19 protein-coding genes are annotated in these 17,461 nt (G+C 69.3%); 10 read left to right on the top strand and 9 right to left on the bottom strand.

Translation table 11 applies throughout. The features are described 5' to 3' along the window. Positions 1-91: 91 nt before the first annotated feature. Genes RPX00_RS14005 through RPX00_RS13990 form a run of 4 tightly spaced genes read left to right on the top strand, consistent with a single transcriptional unit; the run spans position 92 to position 3,428 of the window. Entirely contained in the window at positions 92-1,534 is a 1,443-nt protein-coding gene (locus tag RPX00_RS14005; protein ID WP_406639952.1) for an MFS transporter, read from the top strand. A gap of 47 nt (positions 1,535-1,581) precedes the next feature. Beyond that, on the top strand, positions 1,582-2,106 hold the full coding sequence (locus RPX00_RS14000; protein WP_406639951.1) for an RNA polymerase sigma factor: 525 nt from the start codon (positions 1,582-1,584) through the stop codon (positions 2,104-2,106). Next, positions 2,099-2,992, top strand: coding sequence for a VOC family protein (locus RPX00_RS13995; protein ID WP_406639950.1), 894 nt, complete (start codon positions 2,099-2,101; stop codon positions 2,990-2,992). The genes RPX00_RS14000 and RPX00_RS13995 overlap by 8 nt, the downstream gene beginning before the upstream one ends. Before the next feature lie 52 nt (positions 2,993-3,044). Continuing rightward, positions 3,045-3,428 (top strand): hypothetical protein, encoded by a 384-nt coding sequence (locus tag RPX00_RS13990; RefSeq protein ID WP_406639949.1) that lies wholly within the window; start codon positions 3,045-3,047, stop codon positions 3,426-3,428. A gap of 27 nt (positions 3,429-3,455) precedes the next feature. Here RPX00_RS13990 and RPX00_RS13985 read toward each other — a convergent pair whose 3' ends face one another. Together RPX00_RS13985 and RPX00_RS13980 are read right to left on the bottom strand one after the other, a co-directional pair. After that, entirely contained in the window at positions 3,456-3,836 is a 381-nt protein-coding gene (locus tag RPX00_RS13985) for a VOC family protein (RefSeq protein WP_406639948.1), read from the bottom strand. A 136-nt stretch (positions 3,837-3,972) separates the two neighbouring features. Next, entirely contained in the window at positions 3,973-5,280 is a 1,308-nt protein-coding gene (locus RPX00_RS13980; protein ID WP_406639947.1) for a UDP-glucose dehydrogenase family protein, read from the bottom strand. Between the two features lie 173 nt (positions 5,281-5,453). On the opposite strand from RPX00_RS13980, the gene RPX00_RS13975 reads away from it, so the two are divergent. Further along, a complete protein-coding gene (locus RPX00_RS13975) occupies positions 5,454-6,212 on the top strand; it encodes an SDR family NAD(P)-dependent oxidoreductase (protein WP_406639946.1) in 759 nt (252 codons plus the stop codon). Between the two features lie 51 nt (positions 6,213-6,263). Here the strand turns inward: RPX00_RS13975 and RPX00_RS13970 are convergent, their stop codons facing one another. From RPX00_RS13970 to RPX00_RS13960, 3 genes are all read right to left on the bottom strand, one after another. Beyond that, complete coding sequence (locus RPX00_RS13970; protein ID WP_406639945.1) at positions 6,264-6,944, bottom strand: methyltransferase domain-containing protein; 681 nt, start codon at positions 6,942-6,944, stop codon at positions 6,264-6,266. Between the two features lie 157 nt (positions 6,945-7,101). Beyond that, positions 7,102-7,737 carry a PadR family transcriptional regulator gene (locus tag RPX00_RS13965; RefSeq protein ID WP_406639944.1) on the bottom strand — a complete coding sequence of 212 codons (636 nt, stop codon included), beginning with the start codon at positions 7,735-7,737 and terminating at the stop codon, positions 7,102-7,104. A gap of 595 nt (positions 7,738-8,332) precedes the next feature. Further along, the gene (locus RPX00_RS13960; protein WP_406639943.1) at positions 8,333-9,979 is read right to left on the bottom strand and encodes a TM0106 family RecB-like putative nuclease; all 1,647 of its coding nucleotides are present in this window, start codon (positions 9,977-9,979) and stop codon (positions 8,333-8,335) included. 107 nt (positions 9,980-10,086) lie between these two features. Between RPX00_RS13960 and RPX00_RS13955 the strand changes: the two genes are divergently transcribed. Next, entirely contained in the window at positions 10,087-10,551 is a 465-nt protein-coding gene (locus RPX00_RS13955; RefSeq protein ID WP_406639942.1) for a DUF6474 family protein, read from the top strand. A gap of 50 nt (positions 10,552-10,601) precedes the next feature. Here RPX00_RS13955 and RPX00_RS13950 read toward each other — a convergent pair whose 3' ends face one another. The 4 genes from RPX00_RS13950 to RPX00_RS13935 are packed head-to-tail and all read right to left on the bottom strand — an operon-like array spanning position 10,602 to position 14,179. Continuing rightward, the gene (locus RPX00_RS13950) at positions 10,602-11,573 is read right to left on the bottom strand and encodes a glycine betaine ABC transporter substrate-binding protein (protein ID WP_406639941.1); all 972 of its coding nucleotides are present in this window, start codon (positions 11,571-11,573) and stop codon (positions 10,602-10,604) included. Then, entirely contained in the window at positions 11,573-12,352 is a 780-nt protein-coding gene (locus RPX00_RS13945) for an ABC transporter permease (protein ID WP_406639940.1), read from the bottom strand. Before RPX00_RS13945 ends, RPX00_RS13950 begins: the two co-directional genes overlap by 1 nt. Next, on the bottom strand, positions 12,349-13,545 hold the full coding sequence (locus RPX00_RS13940; protein WP_406639939.1) for an ABC transporter ATP-binding protein: 1,197 nt from the start codon (positions 13,543-13,545) through the stop codon (positions 12,349-12,351). Before RPX00_RS13940 ends, RPX00_RS13945 begins: the two co-directional genes overlap by 4 nt. Next, complete coding sequence (locus RPX00_RS13935) at positions 13,532-14,179, bottom strand: ABC transporter permease (RefSeq protein ID WP_037806896.1); 648 nt, start codon at positions 14,177-14,179, stop codon at positions 13,532-13,534. Before RPX00_RS13935 ends, RPX00_RS13940 begins: the two co-directional genes overlap by 14 nt. Positions 14,180-14,459: 280 nt before the next feature. On the opposite strand from RPX00_RS13935, the gene RPX00_RS13930 reads away from it, so the two are divergent. The 4 genes from RPX00_RS13930 to RPX00_RS13915 all read left to right on the top strand — a co-directional run bounded on the left by RPX00_RS13930 (position 14,460) and on the right by RPX00_RS13915 (position 17,460). Then, positions 14,460-15,014, top strand: a complete 555-nt coding sequence (locus tag RPX00_RS13930) for a hypothetical protein (RefSeq protein ID WP_406639938.1) — start codon at positions 14,460-14,462, stop codon at positions 15,012-15,014. Positions 15,015-15,119: 105 nt separating this feature from the next. Then, positions 15,120-15,872 carry a YcnI family protein gene (locus tag RPX00_RS13925; protein ID WP_406639937.1) on the top strand — a complete coding sequence of 251 codons (753 nt, stop codon included), beginning with the start codon at positions 15,120-15,122 and terminating at the stop codon, positions 15,870-15,872. Beyond that, positions 15,872-16,435: a copper resistance protein CopC gene (locus RPX00_RS13920; RefSeq protein ID WP_406639936.1), complete on the top strand. Its 564-nt coding sequence runs from the start codon at positions 15,872-15,874 to the stop codon at positions 16,433-16,435. Before RPX00_RS13925 ends, RPX00_RS13920 begins: the two co-directional genes overlap by 1 nt. After that, positions 16,432-17,460 (top strand): copper resistance D family protein, encoded by a 1,029-nt coding sequence (locus tag RPX00_RS13915; RefSeq protein ID WP_406639935.1) that lies wholly within the window; start codon positions 16,432-16,434, stop codon positions 17,458-17,460. The genes RPX00_RS13920 and RPX00_RS13915 overlap by 4 nt, the downstream gene beginning before the upstream one ends. Position 17,461 lies beyond the last annotated feature (1 nt).

The raw sequence follows: 17,461 nt of genomic DNA, 5'->3' as shown, positions 1-17,461 counted from the left end.
AGCACAGCGTCGACCCTGTTACCAGGTAGTTCCAGTACCAGGATAAAAGCACACCTGGTACCAGGGTGTGCGGCGGCGGAACGTAGTACTCATGACGACTACCACCTCCGCCCCGACGTCGGCCACCGCCGCTGTCGGGACGCCGGCGAGAACGGGACTCACGTCCGCCGGCTTGATCACCGTGCTGCTGGGGGCAGCGCTGCCGATCATCGACTTCTTCATCGTCAACGTCGCCCTGCCCACGATCGATGCCGACCTGCACGCCTCCACCGCGACGCTCGAACTCGTCGTCGCCGGCTACGGCATCGCGTACGCGGTGCTGCTCGTGCTCGGCGGGCGGCTCGGCGACACCTTCGGCCGCCGCAAGCTCTTCCTGCTCGGGCTCACGTTGTTCACGCTCACCTCGCTGGCCTGCGGGGTCGCCCCGGACGCGGGCACGCTGGTCATCGCCCGCGTCGCACAGGGCGCGGCTTCGGCGATGCTGCTGCCGCAGGTGCTGTCGATCATCCAGGCCGGCACCACCGGGGAACGCCGCTCCCGCGCGATCGGCCTCTTCGGCGCGACCGGCGGGATCGCCACCGTGGTCGGGCAGCTGCTCGGCGGCGCGCTGGTGGCCGCCAATCTGTGGGACCTGAGCTGGCGGCCGATCTTCCTGGTCAACGTGCCGATCGGGATCATCGGGCTGCTGCTCGCGCGTCGCACGGTGCCCGACAGCCGGGCGAGCAACCCGCTCGGCGTCGACCGCTGGGGAACCGTGCTGCTGGCCGTTTCGCTGCTGTCGCTGCTGATCCCAATCATGGAAGGCCGTGCGCTCGGCTGGCCGTGGTGGAGCATCGCGCTGCTGGTGCTCTTCCCGTTCGCGGCGTTCGGCTTCGCGCGGGTTGAGCGGAGGCTGGAAGCCTCGGGCGGCACGCCGTTGCTGCCACCAGCCCTGCTGCGCACCGCGAGCGTGCGGCACGGCCTGACCGTCGCGGTGCCGTTCTTTTGCTCCTTCGGGTCGTTCATGTTCGTTTACGCGGTGACCCTGCAGAACGGCCTGCACCTCGGCCCGCTCGGAGCTGGACTGGCGCTGACCCCAATGGCCGTCGCGTACTTCACGACCTCGCTGGTCAGCAGCCATCTGGTCGCCCGGTTCGGCCGCAAGATCGTGCCGATCGGCGGGCTGATCCTCACCGTCGGCCTGCTCGCGCTCGCCGGGACCGCGCTGCTGGACTGGCCCGATCTGTCGATCTGGCAGCTGGCCCCGGCGATGGTGCTGATCGGCGTCGGCAACGGGCTCGCGATGAGCACGCTGTTCCGGGTCGTGCTTTCGCGAGTGCCCGCGGACCTGGCCGGAGTCGGCGGCGGAGTGCTGACCACGACCCAGCAGACTTCGCTGGCGCTGGGCGTGGCGGTGCTCGGCAGCCTGTTCGCGAGTCTGAGCGTGCCCGGCGCGATGGGTTACCAGGGCGCGTTCGTGCTGGTCATCGGGATCTTGGCGGCGCTGGCGCTGCTGGTGAGCGGGCTGGCACGGAAACTGCCCGACCCGCGCTGAGAAAATTCGACCGACGGAAAACCCCGCTCCCGGACGACGATGGGAATGTGACGGAACCTCGGGTGCAGCCAGACCCGGCCTTCGCGCTGCTCGGCCTCTACGAGACGGCCCTGCCGGAGGTCTATGGCTACCTGCTCGCGAGGTGCGGCGACCGCGTGCTGGCGGAGGAACTGACCTCGGAGACGTTCCTCGGCGCGGTCGCCGCTTGCCGCAAGGACCACGCACCACCGGTGAGCACGCCCTGGCTGATCGGGGTGGCCCGGCACAAACTGGCCGACCACTGGCGGCGCGCCGAACGGGAACAGCGCGGGCTGCGGCTCGTGCACGACGCCGAATGCGACGTCGAGGACCCGTGGGACGAACAGCTCGACGCCCTGCGCGCGCGGCAGGTGCTCGGATCGCTGTCGGTCTCGCATCAGGCGGTGCTCACCTTGCGGTACGTCGACGGCCTTCCGGTGCGCGACGTCGCGACGCACCTAGGCCGGACCATCCACGCGACGGAGGCGTTGCTGACGCGGGCCAAGACCGCGTTCCGCCGCAGCTACCAGGAGAAGGAGGGACGCGATGCCTGAACCATTCGACGCGCTCGCACTGCCCTCGACTCCGGCCGACCCGGATCCGGCCTTCGCCGACCAGCTGCGCGACGACCTCCGCCGCCTGATCCTGAACGGAGCGGAGATGACCACCACCGAAACCACGTCCCAGCAGGCCGAAGTGGGCGCGCTGACGCCGTATCTGGCGGTAACCGACGCGCGTGCCGCCCTCGACTTCTACGTCGAGGTCTTCGGGGCGCGCCGCCGGGCCGAGCCGATCGTGATGGACGACGGCCGGGTCGGGCACGCCGAACTGGACATCGGCGGCAGCGTGCTCATGCTGGCCGACGAGTTCCCGGAGATGGGCCTGGTCGTGGCCCCGCAGAGCGGCACGACGATGCGGGTCGAGGTGCCCGACCCTCGACGCGCTGTGCAGCGAGCCGTGGAACTGGGCGCGGAGCAGCTGGGGCCGGTCGAGGACCGCGGCCACGGACTGCACGGCGCGATCCGGGACCCGTTCGGCCAGCGGTGGATGATCGGGCTGGCCGCGCCGCGCGCGAAGGCGCCGGAGGAGCGTACGTATCGGCACGGCGAGGCCGGGTACTTCACCTTCCAGGTGCCCGACGACGCCCGGGCCAAGGCGTTCTACGGCGCGGTGCTCGGCTGGCAGTTCAGCAAGGGCAGCCTGCCGACCGCGTGGGGCATCGAGGGCCACGGCCTGCCCGGCGGGCTGTGGGGCGGGTCGGAACTGCAGACCGGCTGGAAGCTGATGTTCGCCGTCGACGACCTCGAGGCCGCTCTCGGCCGGGTCCGCGAGCACGGCGGCCGGGCAGGCGAGGTGGAGCACCAGCCGTACGGCCGATCGGCGGATTGTGCCGACGACCAGGGCATCGAGTTCTGGTTGTGGGAACAGCCACGCACGTGACATAGCCCAAAGCCCTGGCGGCAAATCGGCCGCCAGGGCGCACACTCGACAGATGGCCGCGCACTGGACGCCCCGCGACGAAGCCGAACTGACCGTCGGCTGGCAGCTGTGGCTCGCCCTGGGCTCGTGCGCCTGGCCGGGACCGGACTGGGACGGCACGCCGGCCGAGGCCGTCCGCGGCCTGGAACGGTGCTTCACCACCTGCGACGAAATCCTCGCCGCGTACGACCAGCCGGACTCCGCGGTCGCGGGGCTGGTGCGCTCGATGATCCTGGCCGCCAACTGGACGCTCGAACTCTGGCGCGACGACGCGAATCCGCTCGATTCCGAACGCGCCGCGCTGCTGCACGCCGATCTGGCCGCGTTCGCCGATCACGCGGAAGGCGTGCGTACTTTGCTGGCCGCGGGCGGCGGGTGGGCCTCGCTTCCGCTGTGACCCGCCCGCCGTCCGTCCACAAAGGACCTACCAGCTGGCCGGGCGCTTCCGCTCCGGCTCGTACGGCTGCGTGATGACCTCGATCCCGTTGCCGCCCGGATCAAGGAAATACACGCCGCGGCCGCCGTGGTTGTGGTTGATCTCGCCGACCTGCTTGCCCATCGGGTCGGCGTGGTAGGTGACCCCAGATTCCTTCAGCCGCAGGAAAAACGCGTCGAAGTCGTCCTCGGGAATGAGGAAGCAGTAGTGCTGCAGCTTCCGATCCTCATCCGGGACCGTGGCGAAGTCGAGCCGCACGCCGTTGCTGGTTTCGACGGGGACGAACGGGCCCCATTCCTCGCCGATCTCGAAGCCAAGCAGGTTCGCGAAAAACTCGGCGGATTCCCGGTTGTTCCGGGACGGGACCATCAGGTGATTCAACTCAAGAGAAACTGACACGAAGCAATGCCTCCAGAAGGCATCCCAGCACCTCCATGTCTCACCCAGCCGGTGACCGACACGCGATGCCGCCGGGAAGCATAGCGCAGCGGAAGCGGATCTCCAATCAGGAAACCGGAACCCGTCGCCGGGCCGCGCGCGGGCGGCCGACGCCCTGCCAGGACAACCCCGCGTCGAGAATCATCCCCGGGTCAAGCAGATTGCGGGTGTCGACGACGTCGTCGCCCTCCATCGCGTCCGCGATCGCGACCCAGTCGAGGTTGCGGAACTCAGCCCATTCGGTAAGCACCACAACAACATCCGCGTCCTTGGCGACCTGGTACGGATCGTCCACGACGGTCATCCCGGCGATCCCGCCGGACACCGCCGGGTCGTACGCGGTGATCTCCGCGCCGAGCGCGCCCAGCACCGAAGACACTGCCAGCGCTGGGGAATCGCGCAGATCGTTCGTGCCCGCCTTGAACGCCAAGCCCAGCACGCCAATCCGCGCACCGGCCAGCGTTCCGCCGCAGGCTCCAGCGATCTTCGCCACAATGCGGTCGCGCTGGGCGATGTTCTCGTCGATCGCCGAGGTCAGCATCCGGAAGTCGTAGTCGACCGACTCGGCGACCTTGACCAGCGCGCTGGTGTCCTTGGGCAGGCACGAACCGCCCCAGCCCGGGCCGGGTTTGAGGAAGGTGCGGCCGATCCGCCGGTCGTAGCCCATGCCTTCGGTGACCAGGTCGATGTCCGCGCCGAGCCGTTCGCACAGTTCGGCGATCGAGTTCACATAGGACAGTTTGAGCGCGAGGAAGCAGTTCGCCGCGTACTTGACCAGCTCCGCGCTCGCCGCGTCGGCGACCACGATCGGGGCGGCGAGATCGCCGTACAGCTGCCCGACCCACGCGGCCGCGGCTCGCGAATCCGACCCGACCACGATCCGGTCCGGGTTCAGAAAGTCTTGCACCGCAGTGCCTTCGCGCAGAAACTCCGGGTTGGACACCACCGGCACGTCGTCGCGGCCGACCATCGCGGCGATCCGTTTCGCGGTGCCGACCGGCACCGTCGACTTCGTGATCAGCGCGCAGCCGGGCGGCAGCACGTCGCCGATCTCGGCGGTCACCGCCTCCACCGCGCGCAAGTCCGCGGACCCGCCCGCGCCCATCGGCGTCGGCACGCAGAGGAACACGCCCTCCGCACCGCGAACGGCTTCCCGCGCGCCGACCACGAACGACAGCCGTCCGTTCGCCAGTCCGCGGGAGACCAATTCGGCCAGTCCTGGTTCGAGGATGTCCACGCGACCGGCCGACAGCCGGTTCACTTTCGCCACGTCCACGTCCACACAGGTGACGCGGTGCCCGAGGCTCGCGAGACATGCCCCCGTGGTCAATCCGACGTATCCCGTCCCTACCACCACGATCCGAGCTGCGCTCATGCTGCTGAAGGTGACAGCCGGAGTTGACCTCAGTGCTAACGGAAGCAGTCGTGGCCGAATACTCCTCGCGACGAGAAGCGGGTGAGGCGACACACTCCAGCGCGGGTGCGAACGAGCGTTAACCTGGGCGCGGAGGTGCACCGCGGCACCGGAGAGCAGGAGGAAGGCTGAAGATGCAGATCACCGACACCGCAGCGCTCGTCACGGGTGGCGCGTCCGGTCTCGGCGGCGCGACCGCCAAGGCACTGGCCGCGAAGGGCGCTCGAGTGTTCGCCCTCGACCTCGCGCCCTCGATCGAGAAGGCCGAGCAGATCGACGGCATCACTTACGTCGAGGCCGACGTCACCGACCCGGACCAGGTGCAGACCGCCGTCGACACCGCGGCGGGCTCCGGCGTACCGCTGCGCACGGTGGTCAACTGCGCGGGCATCGGACCGTCCGCGCGCATTCTGTCCAAGAAGGGCAGGCACGACCTGGGGCTGTACGCGAAGGTCATCCAGATCAACCTGGTCGGCACCTTCAACGTGCTCACCATCGCCTCCGAGGCGATCGCGAAGACCGAACCGCTGGCCGACGACGCACGCGGCGTCATCATCAACACCGCGTCCGTCGCCGCGTACGACGGCCAGATCGGGCAGGTGGCCTACGCGTCGTCCAAGGGCGGCGTGGTCGGACTGACCCTGCCCGCCGCGCGCGACCTCGCCTCGCACGGCATCCGCGTGCTGACGATCGCGCCCGGCATCGTCGACACCCCGATGCTCGCCACCGTCAGCGAAGAGTTCCGCGCCGGCCTCGCCGCCGGGGTGCCGTTCCCGAAGCGGCTGGCGCGGCCGGACGAGTACGCGCAGCTCGCCCTGTCGCTGATCGACCACGACTACCTGAACGGCGAGGTCATCCGTATGGACGGCTCGCTGCGGATGGCCCCGCGCTGACCTGCTCGTGAGTGGCAATCCCGGTTCTAACCGGGATTGCCACTCACGACGTCACTCCCTACGCATCCGCACCTCAAGCCCGATCCCGTCCGGCGTCACCACACACGTGCGGAACCGGCTCTCCGCGACCGTCGCGACGAACTGCTCCGGCGTGTACGCCCGCCGCCTCAGCCCGCGCAGCGTGCGGACGGTGGTGAACGTGGCCACCGGACCGAGATTCATCCGCGCGACCTCGTCGTCCAGCTGCGCGTCCGTGGTGCTCTTGCTCAGGTCCTGCACCAGCGCGACGCCGCCGGGCCGCAGCACCCGGTGCATTTCGTCGAGCGCGTCCACCGGATCGGCGAAGTTCTTGAACGCCGCCTGGCACACCAGGAAGTCGAACGATCCGTCCGCGAACGGCATCGCCGCCACGTCACCACGACGAAAATCGACCGTCACGCCCTGTTCTTGCGCGTACTCCCTGGCCAGCTGGACAAACGTCCGGCTGACGTCCAGCCCGGTCACCGTGCACCGCCCGGTACGAGCCAGTTCGACGGCGAAAAATCCCGGCCCCGGCGCGACCTCGAGCACGTCAGCGCCCTCGGGCAGGTCGGTGGCCAGCATCTCGGCCGATTCCCGGTACTGCACGAGCTGCGGTTCGGTTCTCCGCCCACGCGCGTACGCCCGGGCGACCGGCCCCTCCATCTCCGGCAGCAGCTTCGTGCGGTGCCGTTTTACCTGGGTGTTCCCCATAGTGCTTCTCCCTGTTCGGTTGGTTACCGAACCGCACCGCGAAAGGGACAACCCGTACCCTGTAGATCGCAGCCTGAGGACAGGATTCCGCTCGCGGTTCCAGTTCGACGGTTCCCGGTCCCGGCGGCGGTGTGCCAGCACCTCCTCCGGGACCTCTTTATTCGCCCTCGTTCTCCACAAGGGCAGCCATGTCCGGCACCTCCCCGGTTTCCCGGTAGCGCCGCCATTCCTCGACCCCGCGCAGCGCGCCAGTAGCCATTTCGTCACGCAGCCCGCGCACCCACTCGGCCTCCGCGCGCCACATCGCCAGCTGATACTCGCTCTCGACGAGCACCAGCCGCGGCACCTCGGTCCGCGTCTTCGCCAGCGCTTCCACGCGGTCGTCGATCATCCGCTCCAACTCGCCGACCCGCTGCTCAAGCTGCTGGTCGACGACGTCCGGCCCGAGCGCGAGCATCACCGACAGCCCAGCGTGAAACCGCGTCGGCTCCCGATCCGGCACGCCCAGCAGCTCGGCGACCCAATCCTCCAGCTCAGCCTGACCGTCCCCAGTGATCCGATAAACGGTCCGCTCCGGCCGGGCCCCGTCCCGGACGTTCTCGACCGCCTCGATGAAGCCGTGCTTTTCCAGGTTGCCGACCACCGTGTAGAGCGAGCCCCACTTGATCTTCAGGTCGCCCTCTTTACCTCGTTCCCGCAGGAGAGTGGCGATTTCGTACGGATGCATCGGCCGCTCGCACAACGTGGCCAGCACGGCGAGGCCCAGCATATTGGACACTTTCCGCCGCTTCACGAACCCTCCTCGCAGACGAGTACTCGCCGACGAGTATATGCAGAACCGCACCGGACGGCAACGAGCAAGCACAGACGGCCCGCGAGGTCAGCCAGCAAGACACCACAAGTTGGTTGGTGGTGTTCGGTCGGGCTTGGGTGCCAGTGGTCTCGTTGGTTGGTGGTGTTCGGTCGGCTTGGGCGTCAGCGGTCTCGTTAGCTGGTGGTGTTCGGGTCGGCTTGGGCGTCGGTGGTCTCGTTGGTTGGTGGTGTTCGGTCGGCTTGGGCGTCAGCGGTCTCGTTAGCTGGTGGTGTCCGGGTCGGCTTGGGCGCCAGCGGTCTCGTTAGCTGGTGATGTCCGGGTCAGCTTGGGTGCCGGTGGTCTCGCTAGTTGGTGGTGTCCGGTCGGCCTGGGTGCCGGTCGTCTCGTTAGTGGTGTTCGGCTACGAGCCCACCCCACCAAGCCGACCACCCAGGCACCCACACCCCCCGCACCCCGATACGAAGCCAAAAACACGGCGCGGAGGTGCTTGTCAAGGCATCTTTCCCGCCTTGACAAGCACCTCCGCGCCGTAGTCACAATCAGGCTGAGGGGTGCCCACTCCCCAAAAAAAGCGTCAGATATCCAGCATGTACGGAACCTCACCCTGAGCCCGCTCGCTCATCCACTCCCGCAACGCCTTGGTCGCCAGCACATCATCCTCGTTGTACCGCAACAACCGCTCCCGCTGCTCATCATCGGGAACCGCGCCATCCATCCCCACGGCGTCGCGATACCACCGCATCGACGCCTCCCCGCCAGCCTCCGGATCCCGCCACGCGAACCCGGCCACCGGCGCGATCACCTTCAACCCCTTGCCCCGCGAGCACAGGAACTGATCCGTGACACTGCGGAACAAATCCACCCACTCGTCAGAGTCCACAAAGGACTGAATGGCTCGCTTCTCCGGCACCCCCGGATACTCCCCGAACCGATCCACCGACCCGAACAGCCACCGGTTCTCCGCGAGCGCGTTGTAGCAATAGGCCCGGAACGTGAGCCCCGCGGCCAGAGTCCGCGAACGAACATCCGTGAACCAAGCCCAAAACTCCGCGAAAGACCGCGCCTCGTCCACCGTCGGCAGCGGCTCCCAGGTCGCGAACGCCCGGTATCCCTGCGGCACCCCGATGTCCGCCCCGGACAGCAGCGTCCCCCACAGATAAGCCCCGGCGTCGCCGAAACTCTCCATGTCCACGTCGACCTCGACGTCCGCGCGCGGCACCTCGACCTGCGGCGTGCGGCGCACCACGGTGAGATCCGCCAGCCACGCCCTTGCCAGCATGATCGCGTCGGAGAACGTGCCACCGGTCCAGTTCATCGGCGGCGGCTCCGCGGCCGGATCCAGCGCGGCCAGCTTGTCCACAGTGGACACGCCGACGCGGCGCAGCTCGCCCGCGTCCTCCCCGCGCACCACCAGGCTCACGTCGCGGGTTTCGGTGAGCACGACCTCGCAGGTCGCCCAGAACGGGCACCGCCGGCACTCCAGCACCCGCGAGGGCGCGGCCAGCGCCTCCGCGCCGGTGGCGGCCGCCGTCGCTACCGCGAGCCGGTCCGCGAACCGCGCGTCGTATTCGTCCAGTGCGCTGCGGCCGCCCGGCCAGGTGCCCGCGGTGAGGTCGTGCCACACGACGACATCGGCGTCGAGGCCGATCGCCCCGCCGACCGCGCGCCCGCTGGCTGCCTTCCCGTACGCCTCCAGCATGCGCCGCAGATGCGCGAGCCGCAGCTGGTCCCGCGGCTGCGAACGCACCTTGCGCAGCTCGTCCGGCGAACGGCGGGCCGGATCCAGCTCCGTCATCGCGGTGGTGGGCGCGCCCTGGCCGCGATCGGTGATCCGGTGCCGGACCACCAGCACCGGCACGTAACCCTCGCCGACCCGCACCAGCAGGTCGATGCCGCCGCGCCGGTGCCCGACCGGATCGGCGGGCAGCAGCGCGCCCCAGATGTACTGCGCACCGTCGGCGAACGCCTGCTCGGTGAGCCGCACTCGCTCGCCCGCGGGCAGCGTGCGCGGCACCCGCGCCCACGTGGCATCCGGCCCCGAAGCCGCGACCAGCTGTTCGAGGATTTCCTCGCGGTGCGCGGTCGCGTCGTCGATGCGCTGTTGCGCGGTCGGATCCGGTGGCGGCAGCGGAACGTCGCGCATCGCCGGGTCGTGCTCCAGGTGCACCCGGCGGCGGCAACGGCTCACCGCTCCCGCGTCGAGCAACACCTCATCTCCCATAGCGATCACAATAGATCGTGGGTACGACATTCCCTGCGCGAGCCGACATGCCCGTCACGTCGGGGACCAGTAAGTTCATGCCGGAGAAGGCGTGGGAGGTAACGGCCATGGCGCGCAAGGCCAAGCAAGACGAGGGTGAAGCCCGGATCACCCCGAAGAAGGCGAAGAACGCGGTCGCGGTGGCCAAGGTGCTCGGGCCGGCGGTGCTGCCGGTGCTCGCGCCGTACGCGGTCCGCGCGGCGGGCGCGGCGCGGGAGGCGTACGACCGCTACCAGGCCCGCAAGCTGGGCGTCGCCGTCGACCAGCTCGGCGAGTACACCGGCCGCGGCGCGGCGCTGCACGCCCGGATCGCGGGTCTCGTGCAGGGGCTCGGCGAGCTGAAGAAGTCGGCGAAGGCGACCGAGCAGGACCAGAAGTTCGCCGCTGAGACGCAGTCGACGCTGGAGCAGCTGTCGGCGACGGTGCGTGCCGCAGAGCGCATGCCGGCGGCTCGGCGCAAGGCCGCACACCGCGCGGTGACCGGCGAACTCGAGCGATTGGAAGACCAGCTGCTGCACCGTTTGGGCATCTGACCTCGTGCGTGGCTGTGCCGGTCAGCACCGGCACAGCCACGCACGAGCCACTACTTGATGAAGCCCTTCTGCAGCATCCAGTCGTGCGCGACGGTGCCGGCGTCCTTGCCGTCCACGTCGACCTTCTTGCACAGCTCGACCATCTGCTTGTTGTCGAGCGCCGCCGCCACCGTCTCCAGCGGACCGCGGATCTCCGGGTACTTGTTCAGGAACTCCGTCCGCAGCGTCGCCGCCGCGTTGTACTGCGGGAACGCCTTCTTGTCGTCCTCGAGCACGCGCAGGTTCAGCCCGGAGATCCGGCCGTCGGTGGTGAACACCTCGCCGATCGGGCAGGTGCCGTTGGCCACCGCCGAATAGATGGTGCCGATCCCGAAGTTCTCGATCTTCGGGTTCTTGAACCCGTACGCCTTGACCGCCGCCGGGAACCCGTCCTGGCGGCTGGTGAACTCCGTCTCCAGGCAGAACCGGTTCTGGTCCGGATGCGTGGTGAGGAATTTCGCCAGGTCCGAGGTCGACTTGAGGTTGTTCTTCGCCGCGTACGCCTCGGTGGTGGCGAACGCGTACTGGTCGTTCAGCGGCGAGTAGTTCAGCCAGGTGACGCCGTACTTCTCCGCGTCCGCCTTCTTCGTGGCCTCGTACTGCGCCTTCTCCCCGCCCGGCACCGGCAGCTCGTTGCCCTGGTAGTTGATCCAGCCGGTGCCGGTGTACTCCCAGGTCACGTCGGTCTGCCCGTTGAGCAGCGCCTGCCGGGACGAGTTCGACCCCTTGATGTCGGTGAGGTCGATGACGTCCGCGCCCGCCGCGCTCAGCGCCATTTCGGCCATGTAGCCGAGGATGATGTTCTCGGTGAAGTCCTTCGACCCGACGACCACCCGCTGGCCTTGCAGCGAGGGGATCGGCCGGATCGACCCCGGTTCGATCTTGAACGGGATCGAGGTGTTGACGTCGAGCCCGCACGCCGAGAGCGTCCCGGCGAGCAGGGCGGCGCCGACCAGCGCACCCGCCTTTTTCAGGACGTTCATCAGCGCAGTCCCTTCGGTCCGAAGTACTGCTCGGCGACCGCGCCCAGCCAGTCCACCAGCAGCGCCAGCGCGACGGCCAGCACCGAACCGGTGATCAGCACCTTGGTGAGGTTGAGCTTGTAGCCGGTGTCGATCAGGAGGCCGAACCCGCCCGCGTTGACGAACATGCCGAACGTCGCGGTGCCGACCGCCAGCACGAGCGACGTGCGCAGGCCGGCCAGGATCAGCGGGACGGCGAGCGGGACCTCCACCCGCCACAGCACCTTCTGCGCGGACATCCCGATGCCGCGGCCCGCGTCGATGAGCGACGGGTCCACCTGCTGGATGCCGACCATCGTGTTGCGCAGCACCGGAAGCAGCGAATAGAACGCCAGCGGCAGCGCGGCGACCCAGAGCCCGCCGACCGCGCCGGTGAAGATGAACCACAGCACCAGCACGCCCAGCGCGGGCGCGGCCTGTCCGATGTTGGCGACCGCGAGGAAGACCGGCGCGAGCCACTTCGCCCACGGCCGGGTCACGATGATGCCGAGCGGCACCGCCACCAGCACCACGATCGCGGTGACCACGACGGTCATCGCCACGTGGTCGCGCAGCGCGGTGAGCAGCGACTCCGCGTTGAGCGTTTCCTTCTCGGTCGCGGTGAGCCCGCTGGCGAACACCCAGATGAGCGTCACCGCGACGATCAGCACGACCACGGCGGGCTGGGCGAACAGGCGGACGCGTTCCGCGCGACGGGAGCCTGACTCGGTACTGAATCCGGTATCGACGGCAGCGGTCATGCCGTGGCCCCGTCCTCGTCGACGTGGTCGTCGGCGTGCTCGTCGCGCAGCTGCTGGATGGTCGCGATGACGGTGTCCAGCTTGATCGTGCCCGCGTATTCGCCGCGCGCACCGGTGACCGGCACCGAACCGCCTTCGGCGAGCATCGCCTCGAGCGCGTCCTGCAGAGTCGACTGGAGGCTCACGATGTCACGCAGTGGCTTGCCGACCGAGCCCAGCGACGTGGCGTTGGTCAGCTCGCGCACGTGCACCCAGCGGATCGGCCGTCGTCGCTGGTCGAGCACCAGCGCGAACGGCTTGCGCGATTTGCTCAGCTTCTCCCGCACGTCGGCGGGAGATTCGTCGATCGTCGTGGTGAGCGCGTCCTGCTGCAGTTCGACGTCGCGCACCCGCAGCAAGGTCAGCTGCTTGAGCGAGGCGCCGGCGCCCACGAAACCGGCGACGGTGTCGTCCGCCGGGTTCGCCAGGATCGACTCCGGCGTGTCGTACTGCAGGATCTTCGACTGGTTGCCGAGCACCGCGATCCGGTCGCCGAGCTTGACCGCCTCGTCGAAGTCGTGCGTGACGAAGACGATCGTCTTCTTCAGGTCGGTCTGCAGCCGCAGCAGCTCGTCCTGCAGGTTGCCGCGGGTGATCGGGTCGACCGCGCCGAACGGCTCGTCCATCAGCAGCACCGGCGGGTCGGCGGCGAGCGCGCGGGCCACGCCGACGCGCTGCTGCTGCCCGCCGGACAGCTGGCGCGGGTAGCGGTCGCGGAAATCGGCCGGGTCGAGCCCGACCAGGTCCATCATCTCCTCGACCCGCGCGGTGATCTTCTTCTTTTCCCAGCCGAGCAGACCCGGCACGACGGCGATGTTCTGCGCCACGGTGAAGTGCGGGAACAGCCCGGCCTGCTGGATCGCGTAGCCGATCTGGCGGCGCAGGGTGTCCACGTCGAGCTTCAGCGCGTCCTGGCCGCCGATGGTGATGCGGCCGGACGTCGGCTCGATCAAGCGGTTGATCATCCGCATCGTGGTGGTCTTGCCGCAGCCGGACGGGCCGACGAACACCACGATCTTGCCCGCGGGCACGACCATCGAGAAGTCGTCGACCGCGGGGGCGCGGGTACCGGAGTAGCGCTTGGTGACGTGGTCGAGTTCGATCTCGACGCCGGAGACGTTTTCTTCGGTCGCAGTGTGCTCAGCCACGGACACCCCTAGAAATGGTGAATCGCTTGATCAGGACGTAGATGCCGTCGAGCACCAGCGCGAGGATGACGACGCCGACGGTGCCGGTGAGGGCCTGGTTGAGGGAGTTCGTGCTCCCGGCGTTGGTGAGGCCGGAGAAGACCTCGGCGCCGAGGCCGGGGCCCTTGGCGTACGCCGCGATCACCGCGATGCCCATGAGCATCTGGGTGGCGACCCGCATGCCGGTGAGGATCGCCGGCCAGGCCAGCCGCAGTTCGACCCGGGTGAGCACGGAAAGCCTGCTCATCCCGATGCCGCGGGCGGCGTCGGTGATCGCCGGATCGACCGCGTCGAGGCCGACGATCGTGTTGCGGACGATGGGCAGCAGGCCGTACAGCACGAGCGCGATCACCGCGGTGGTCGAGCCGAGCCCCGAAAGCGGGATCAGCAGCCCCAGCAGGGCGAACGACGGGACGGTGAGGATCGTGCTGGCCAGTGCCGTGGCGACGGCGGAGCCGATGGGGCTGCGATAGACGGCGATGCCGATCAGCACGCCAAGGATCGCGGCGAGGATCGTGCACTGCACCACCATGCTGGTGTGTAGCCACGCCTGGAGCAGCAGCCTTCCCCACCGGTCCGAGATGTACTCGAAGAGGTTCATCCGTATTCGTTCTCCCGCCAGCTTGCGAGCCCCGGACGTCACCCGTTCGGAGTAGCCCAACAATCGGCAGGGTGACTACCCGGAACGGATACGGTCGAAACCCCCACTTCTCGGTTGTGATTACCCACCGTTTCGCATCAGCCAGGGGTCGGCAACCGAAGCGCCGGGCTCGACCGAGCGGTTTTTACCGGATCGAGACCCGCCTACCTGTGCGTTTTCCGTCGAAGCTCACCATTCGAGACGCTTCAGTCACCCACCGGAGTGCCGTTAAGCTGCCCGAATGAGCACTCCAGCCCGGCACCGCGGCGCACTCGCCGCTGTCCGTGGCGGATTGCTCGCTCTGAGTTCGGCGTCACTCGCCGTCACCGCGCACGCGGCCGCCGACGGCGGGCTGCCGGATCCGGCGCTCACTCTTCTGCTGACCGGCCTGCTCGGCTGGACCGCCACCGCGCTCGCCGGCCGTGCCCGCGGACCGCTCGGCACGGTCGCGGTGCTCGGCGGCGGGCAGCTCGTGATGCACCTGGTGCTGACGACGCTCGGCGGACACGACCCGAGCGGGGCGGCTCCGTCGGACGGCTGGGCGATGACCGCGGCGCACGCCGTCGCGACCCTGCTCACCGCGCTCGTGCTGGCGCGGGCGGACGCGATGCTGCTCGCGGTGCTGCACGTGGTGCGGGTGATCCTTCCGCTGCTGGTTCGGCCGTTGCCGGTGCCCGCGGCGGCGGGTGGAGTCGCGCGGCCTCGTGCGGTGCGGGTGGTGCCGTTGCTGAGCGTTGAGTTGCGGCGCGTGCGTGGGCGGCGTGGGCCGCCGAGGGGGCTCCTGAACCCCTCGTGAGTGTTAATCCCGGTTCTAACCGTGATTGCCGCTCACGACCACCCCTTCCCCCTTTTCCGGCGCAGGCTTCGCCCTCCGTCGGCCCTTCCCTGTTCAGGAGCAGTTGTGTCCCACCATGTCTTCCGTCGCGCCGGCGTGCTCGCCGCGACCGTCGCCGCCACCGGTCTGCTCGGTGCCGGTATCGCCTCCGCGCACGTGACCGCCAACGTCTACGGCGAACAGCCGGCCAAGGGCGGCTACGGCACGATCTTCTTCCGTGTTCCCAACGAGGACGCGAAGCTCGGCACCGTCAAGGTCGAGATCGACGTCAAACCGGACTACGGCATCGGCAACATCCGCACCAAGCCGATCCCCGGCTGGACCGCCGAGGTCACCAAGTCGAAGCTGCCGCAGCCGGTGACCACCGCGTCCGGCACCAAGATCACCGAGGCGGTCACGAAGGTCGTCTGGACCGCGCAGCCGGGCACGAAGATCGGCGCCACCGAATTCCAGGAGTTCCAGATCAGCGGCGGCCCGCTGCCGTCCAATGTCGACCAGCTGGAGTTCCCGGCCATCCAGACTTACGAGGGTGGCAAGGTGGTGGACTGGAACCAGCCCACCCCGCCCAGCGGCGAGGAGCCGGAGCACCCGGCCCCGACCATCAAGCTCGCCGCCGCCGAATCCTCGGAGCACGGCGGCCACACGCAGACCACAGCCGCCGGAGAGAACGCTGAAGCCGCGTCGTCGTCGTCCGACAGCACAGCGCGCTGGCTCGGCGGGGCCGGCCTCGTGGTCGGCGCGCTCGGGCTCGGCGTCGGCGCGGGCGCGGTGCTGCGCTCCCGCCGCCCAGCCGCAGGAAAGACCGAAGGAACCAAGTAATGCGTAAAGCGCTTCTCGCGCTGGCGATTTCCGGGGTGGCCCTGCTCGGCACGGCCACCCCGGCGCTGGCGCACAACGTACTGATCAACTCCGACCCGGCCAATGGCGCGTCGCTCGCCAAGGGCCCGGCGAAGGTCACGCTCACGTTCGACCAGTACGTGCAGAACGCCGACGTCAACCAGATCGCGGTCACCGGACCGGACGGCAGCCAGTGGGCCGAGGGTCCGGTGACGGTGGAGAACAACGTGCTCAGCGCGCCGCTGCGGCCGCTCGGCCCGGCGGGCAAGTACACCGTCGGCTACCGGGTCCTCTCCGCCGACGGCCACCCGGTGTCCGGCGAGATCCCGTTCACCCTCACCACCGCGGGCACCGGCACCCCGGCCAAGGGCGACGCGGCCAAGGCGGCCGGGGCTCCGGCCCAGGCCGCTCCGGCGGAGTCCTCGTCGTCGAGCGGGGTGCCGATCTGGGTGTGGATCGCCGGTGCGGTGGTGCTGCTCGCGATCGGCCTCACCGTCGCGCTGCGCACCGGCCGCGACCCCGGATCGGACAAGGCGGACCAGTGACGCGAGCCGAGACCACCTCCGCGGTCCGCTGGGCCACGCTCGCCTGCGTGGTCGTCGCGGGGCTGCTGGGCGCGCTGATCGGCATCGCGCTCACCGCGTCCTCGCCCATTCCGGGCGTGGTGGAACCCAGCGAGGTGGTCTCGGCGGCCATCCCGATCGTGCGCGTGCTGCTGGATCTGGCGGCGGTCGCGACGATCGGGCTGGCCCTGTTGTCCGTACTGGTCGGCTACGACCGGCCGAAGCTCACCGAGCCGGTCATGCGCCGGGCTCGGCCCGCCGCCGTCGCCGCCGCGCTGATCTGGGCGGCGACCGCGGTGATCGCGCTGATCCTGCAGACGGCGGAGTACAAGCCGGGCAACAAGATGCTGACCGCGGGCGACATCGGCAGCTACATCGCCGACGTCGGCGCGGGCAAGGCGCTGGTGATCGTCGCGGTGCTCGCGCTGCTGCACGCCGCGCTCGGCTTCGTCGCGCTGCGCAAGGGCGAGAAGGTGCCCGCCGAAGTGCGGGTGGGCCTTGGCATGTTCGCGCTGCTGCCGCTGCCGGTCACCGGCCACGCGTCGAACTGGGCCTATCACGACTACACGATGATCTCGATGGAGCTGCACGTGATGAGCGCGGTCGCCTGGTGCGGCGGGCTCGGCGCGATGATCGTGCTGCTCGCCGCCAACCGGACGCTGCTCGCGCACGCGCTGCCGCGGTTCTCGAAACTGGCGACGCTCTGCCTGCTGCTCTCCGCGGTGACCGGTCTGTTCAACGGCATCGTGGAAATCCTGGCCAACCCGACGATCGGCTTCTGGGCGGGCGTCTTCACCACGCCGTATGGCCAGCTGATGGTGCTAAAGGTGCTGTGCACCGGCGCGATCGCGCTGCTGGCCGCCAACTTGCGGTGGCGGCTGATGCCGCGCATCGTTCGGCATCAGCGGACGGCGCTCGCGTCGTGGGCCACGCTGGAACTGACCGTGATGGGGCTGGCTTTCGGGTTCGCCGTGGTGCTGACCCGAGCCCCGGTCGCGGTGTCCTGAC

This window comes from Amycolatopsis sp. WGS_07, assembly GCF_045278895.1.
Classification (GTDB): Bacteria; Actinomycetota; Actinomycetes; order Mycobacteriales; family Pseudonocardiaceae; genus Amycolatopsis.
Note: the sequence above shows the minus strand (reverse complement) of the source record. Positions and strands in the feature narration are given on the sequence as shown.

Coding starts and splice junctions, on each gene's coding strand:
- RPX00_RS13945 (WP_406639940.1), bottom strand. CDS start 12,352: ATGACCGCTGCCGTCGATACCGGATTCAGTACCGAGTCAGGCTCCCGT.
- RPX00_RS13935 (WP_037806896.1), bottom strand. CDS start 14,179: ATGAACCTCTTCGAGTACATCTCGGACCGGTGGGGAAGGCTGCTGCTC.
- RPX00_RS14005 (WP_406639952.1), top strand. CDS start 92: ATGACGACTACCACCTCCGCCCCGACGTCGGCCACCGCCGCTGTCGGG.
- RPX00_RS13980 (WP_406639947.1), bottom strand. CDS start 5,280: ATGAGCGCAGCTCGGATCGTGGTGGTAGGGACGGGATACGTCGGATTG.
- RPX00_RS13985 (WP_406639948.1), bottom strand. CDS start 3,836: ATGGTCCCGTCCCGGAACAACCGGGAATCCGCCGAGTTTTTCGCGAAC.
- RPX00_RS13975 (WP_406639946.1), top strand. CDS start 5,454: ATGCAGATCACCGACACCGCAGCGCTCGTCACGGGTGGCGCGTCCGGT.
- RPX00_RS13930 (WP_406639938.1), top strand. CDS start 14,460: ATGAGCACTCCAGCCCGGCACCGCGGCGCACTCGCCGCTGTCCGTGGC.
- RPX00_RS13990 (WP_406639949.1), top strand. CDS start 3,045: ATGGCCGCGCACTGGACGCCCCGCGACGAAGCCGAACTGACCGTCGGC.
- RPX00_RS13920 (WP_406639936.1), top strand. CDS start 15,872: ATGCGTAAAGCGCTTCTCGCGCTGGCGATTTCCGGGGTGGCCCTGCTC.
- RPX00_RS13970 (WP_406639945.1), bottom strand. CDS start 6,944: ATGGGGAACACCCAGGTAAAACGGCACCGCACGAAGCTGCTGCCGGAG.
- RPX00_RS13950 (WP_406639941.1), bottom strand. CDS start 11,573: ATGAACGTCCTGAAAAAGGCGGGTGCGCTGGTCGGCGCCGCCCTGCTC.
- RPX00_RS13995 (WP_406639950.1), top strand. CDS start 2,099: ATGCCTGAACCATTCGACGCGCTCGCACTGCCCTCGACTCCGGCCGAC.
- RPX00_RS13960 (WP_406639943.1), bottom strand. CDS start 9,979: ATGGGAGATGAGGTGTTGCTCGACGCGGGAGCGGTGAGCCGTTGCCGC.
- RPX00_RS13955 (WP_406639942.1), top strand. CDS start 10,087: ATGGCGCGCAAGGCCAAGCAAGACGAGGGTGAAGCCCGGATCACCCCG.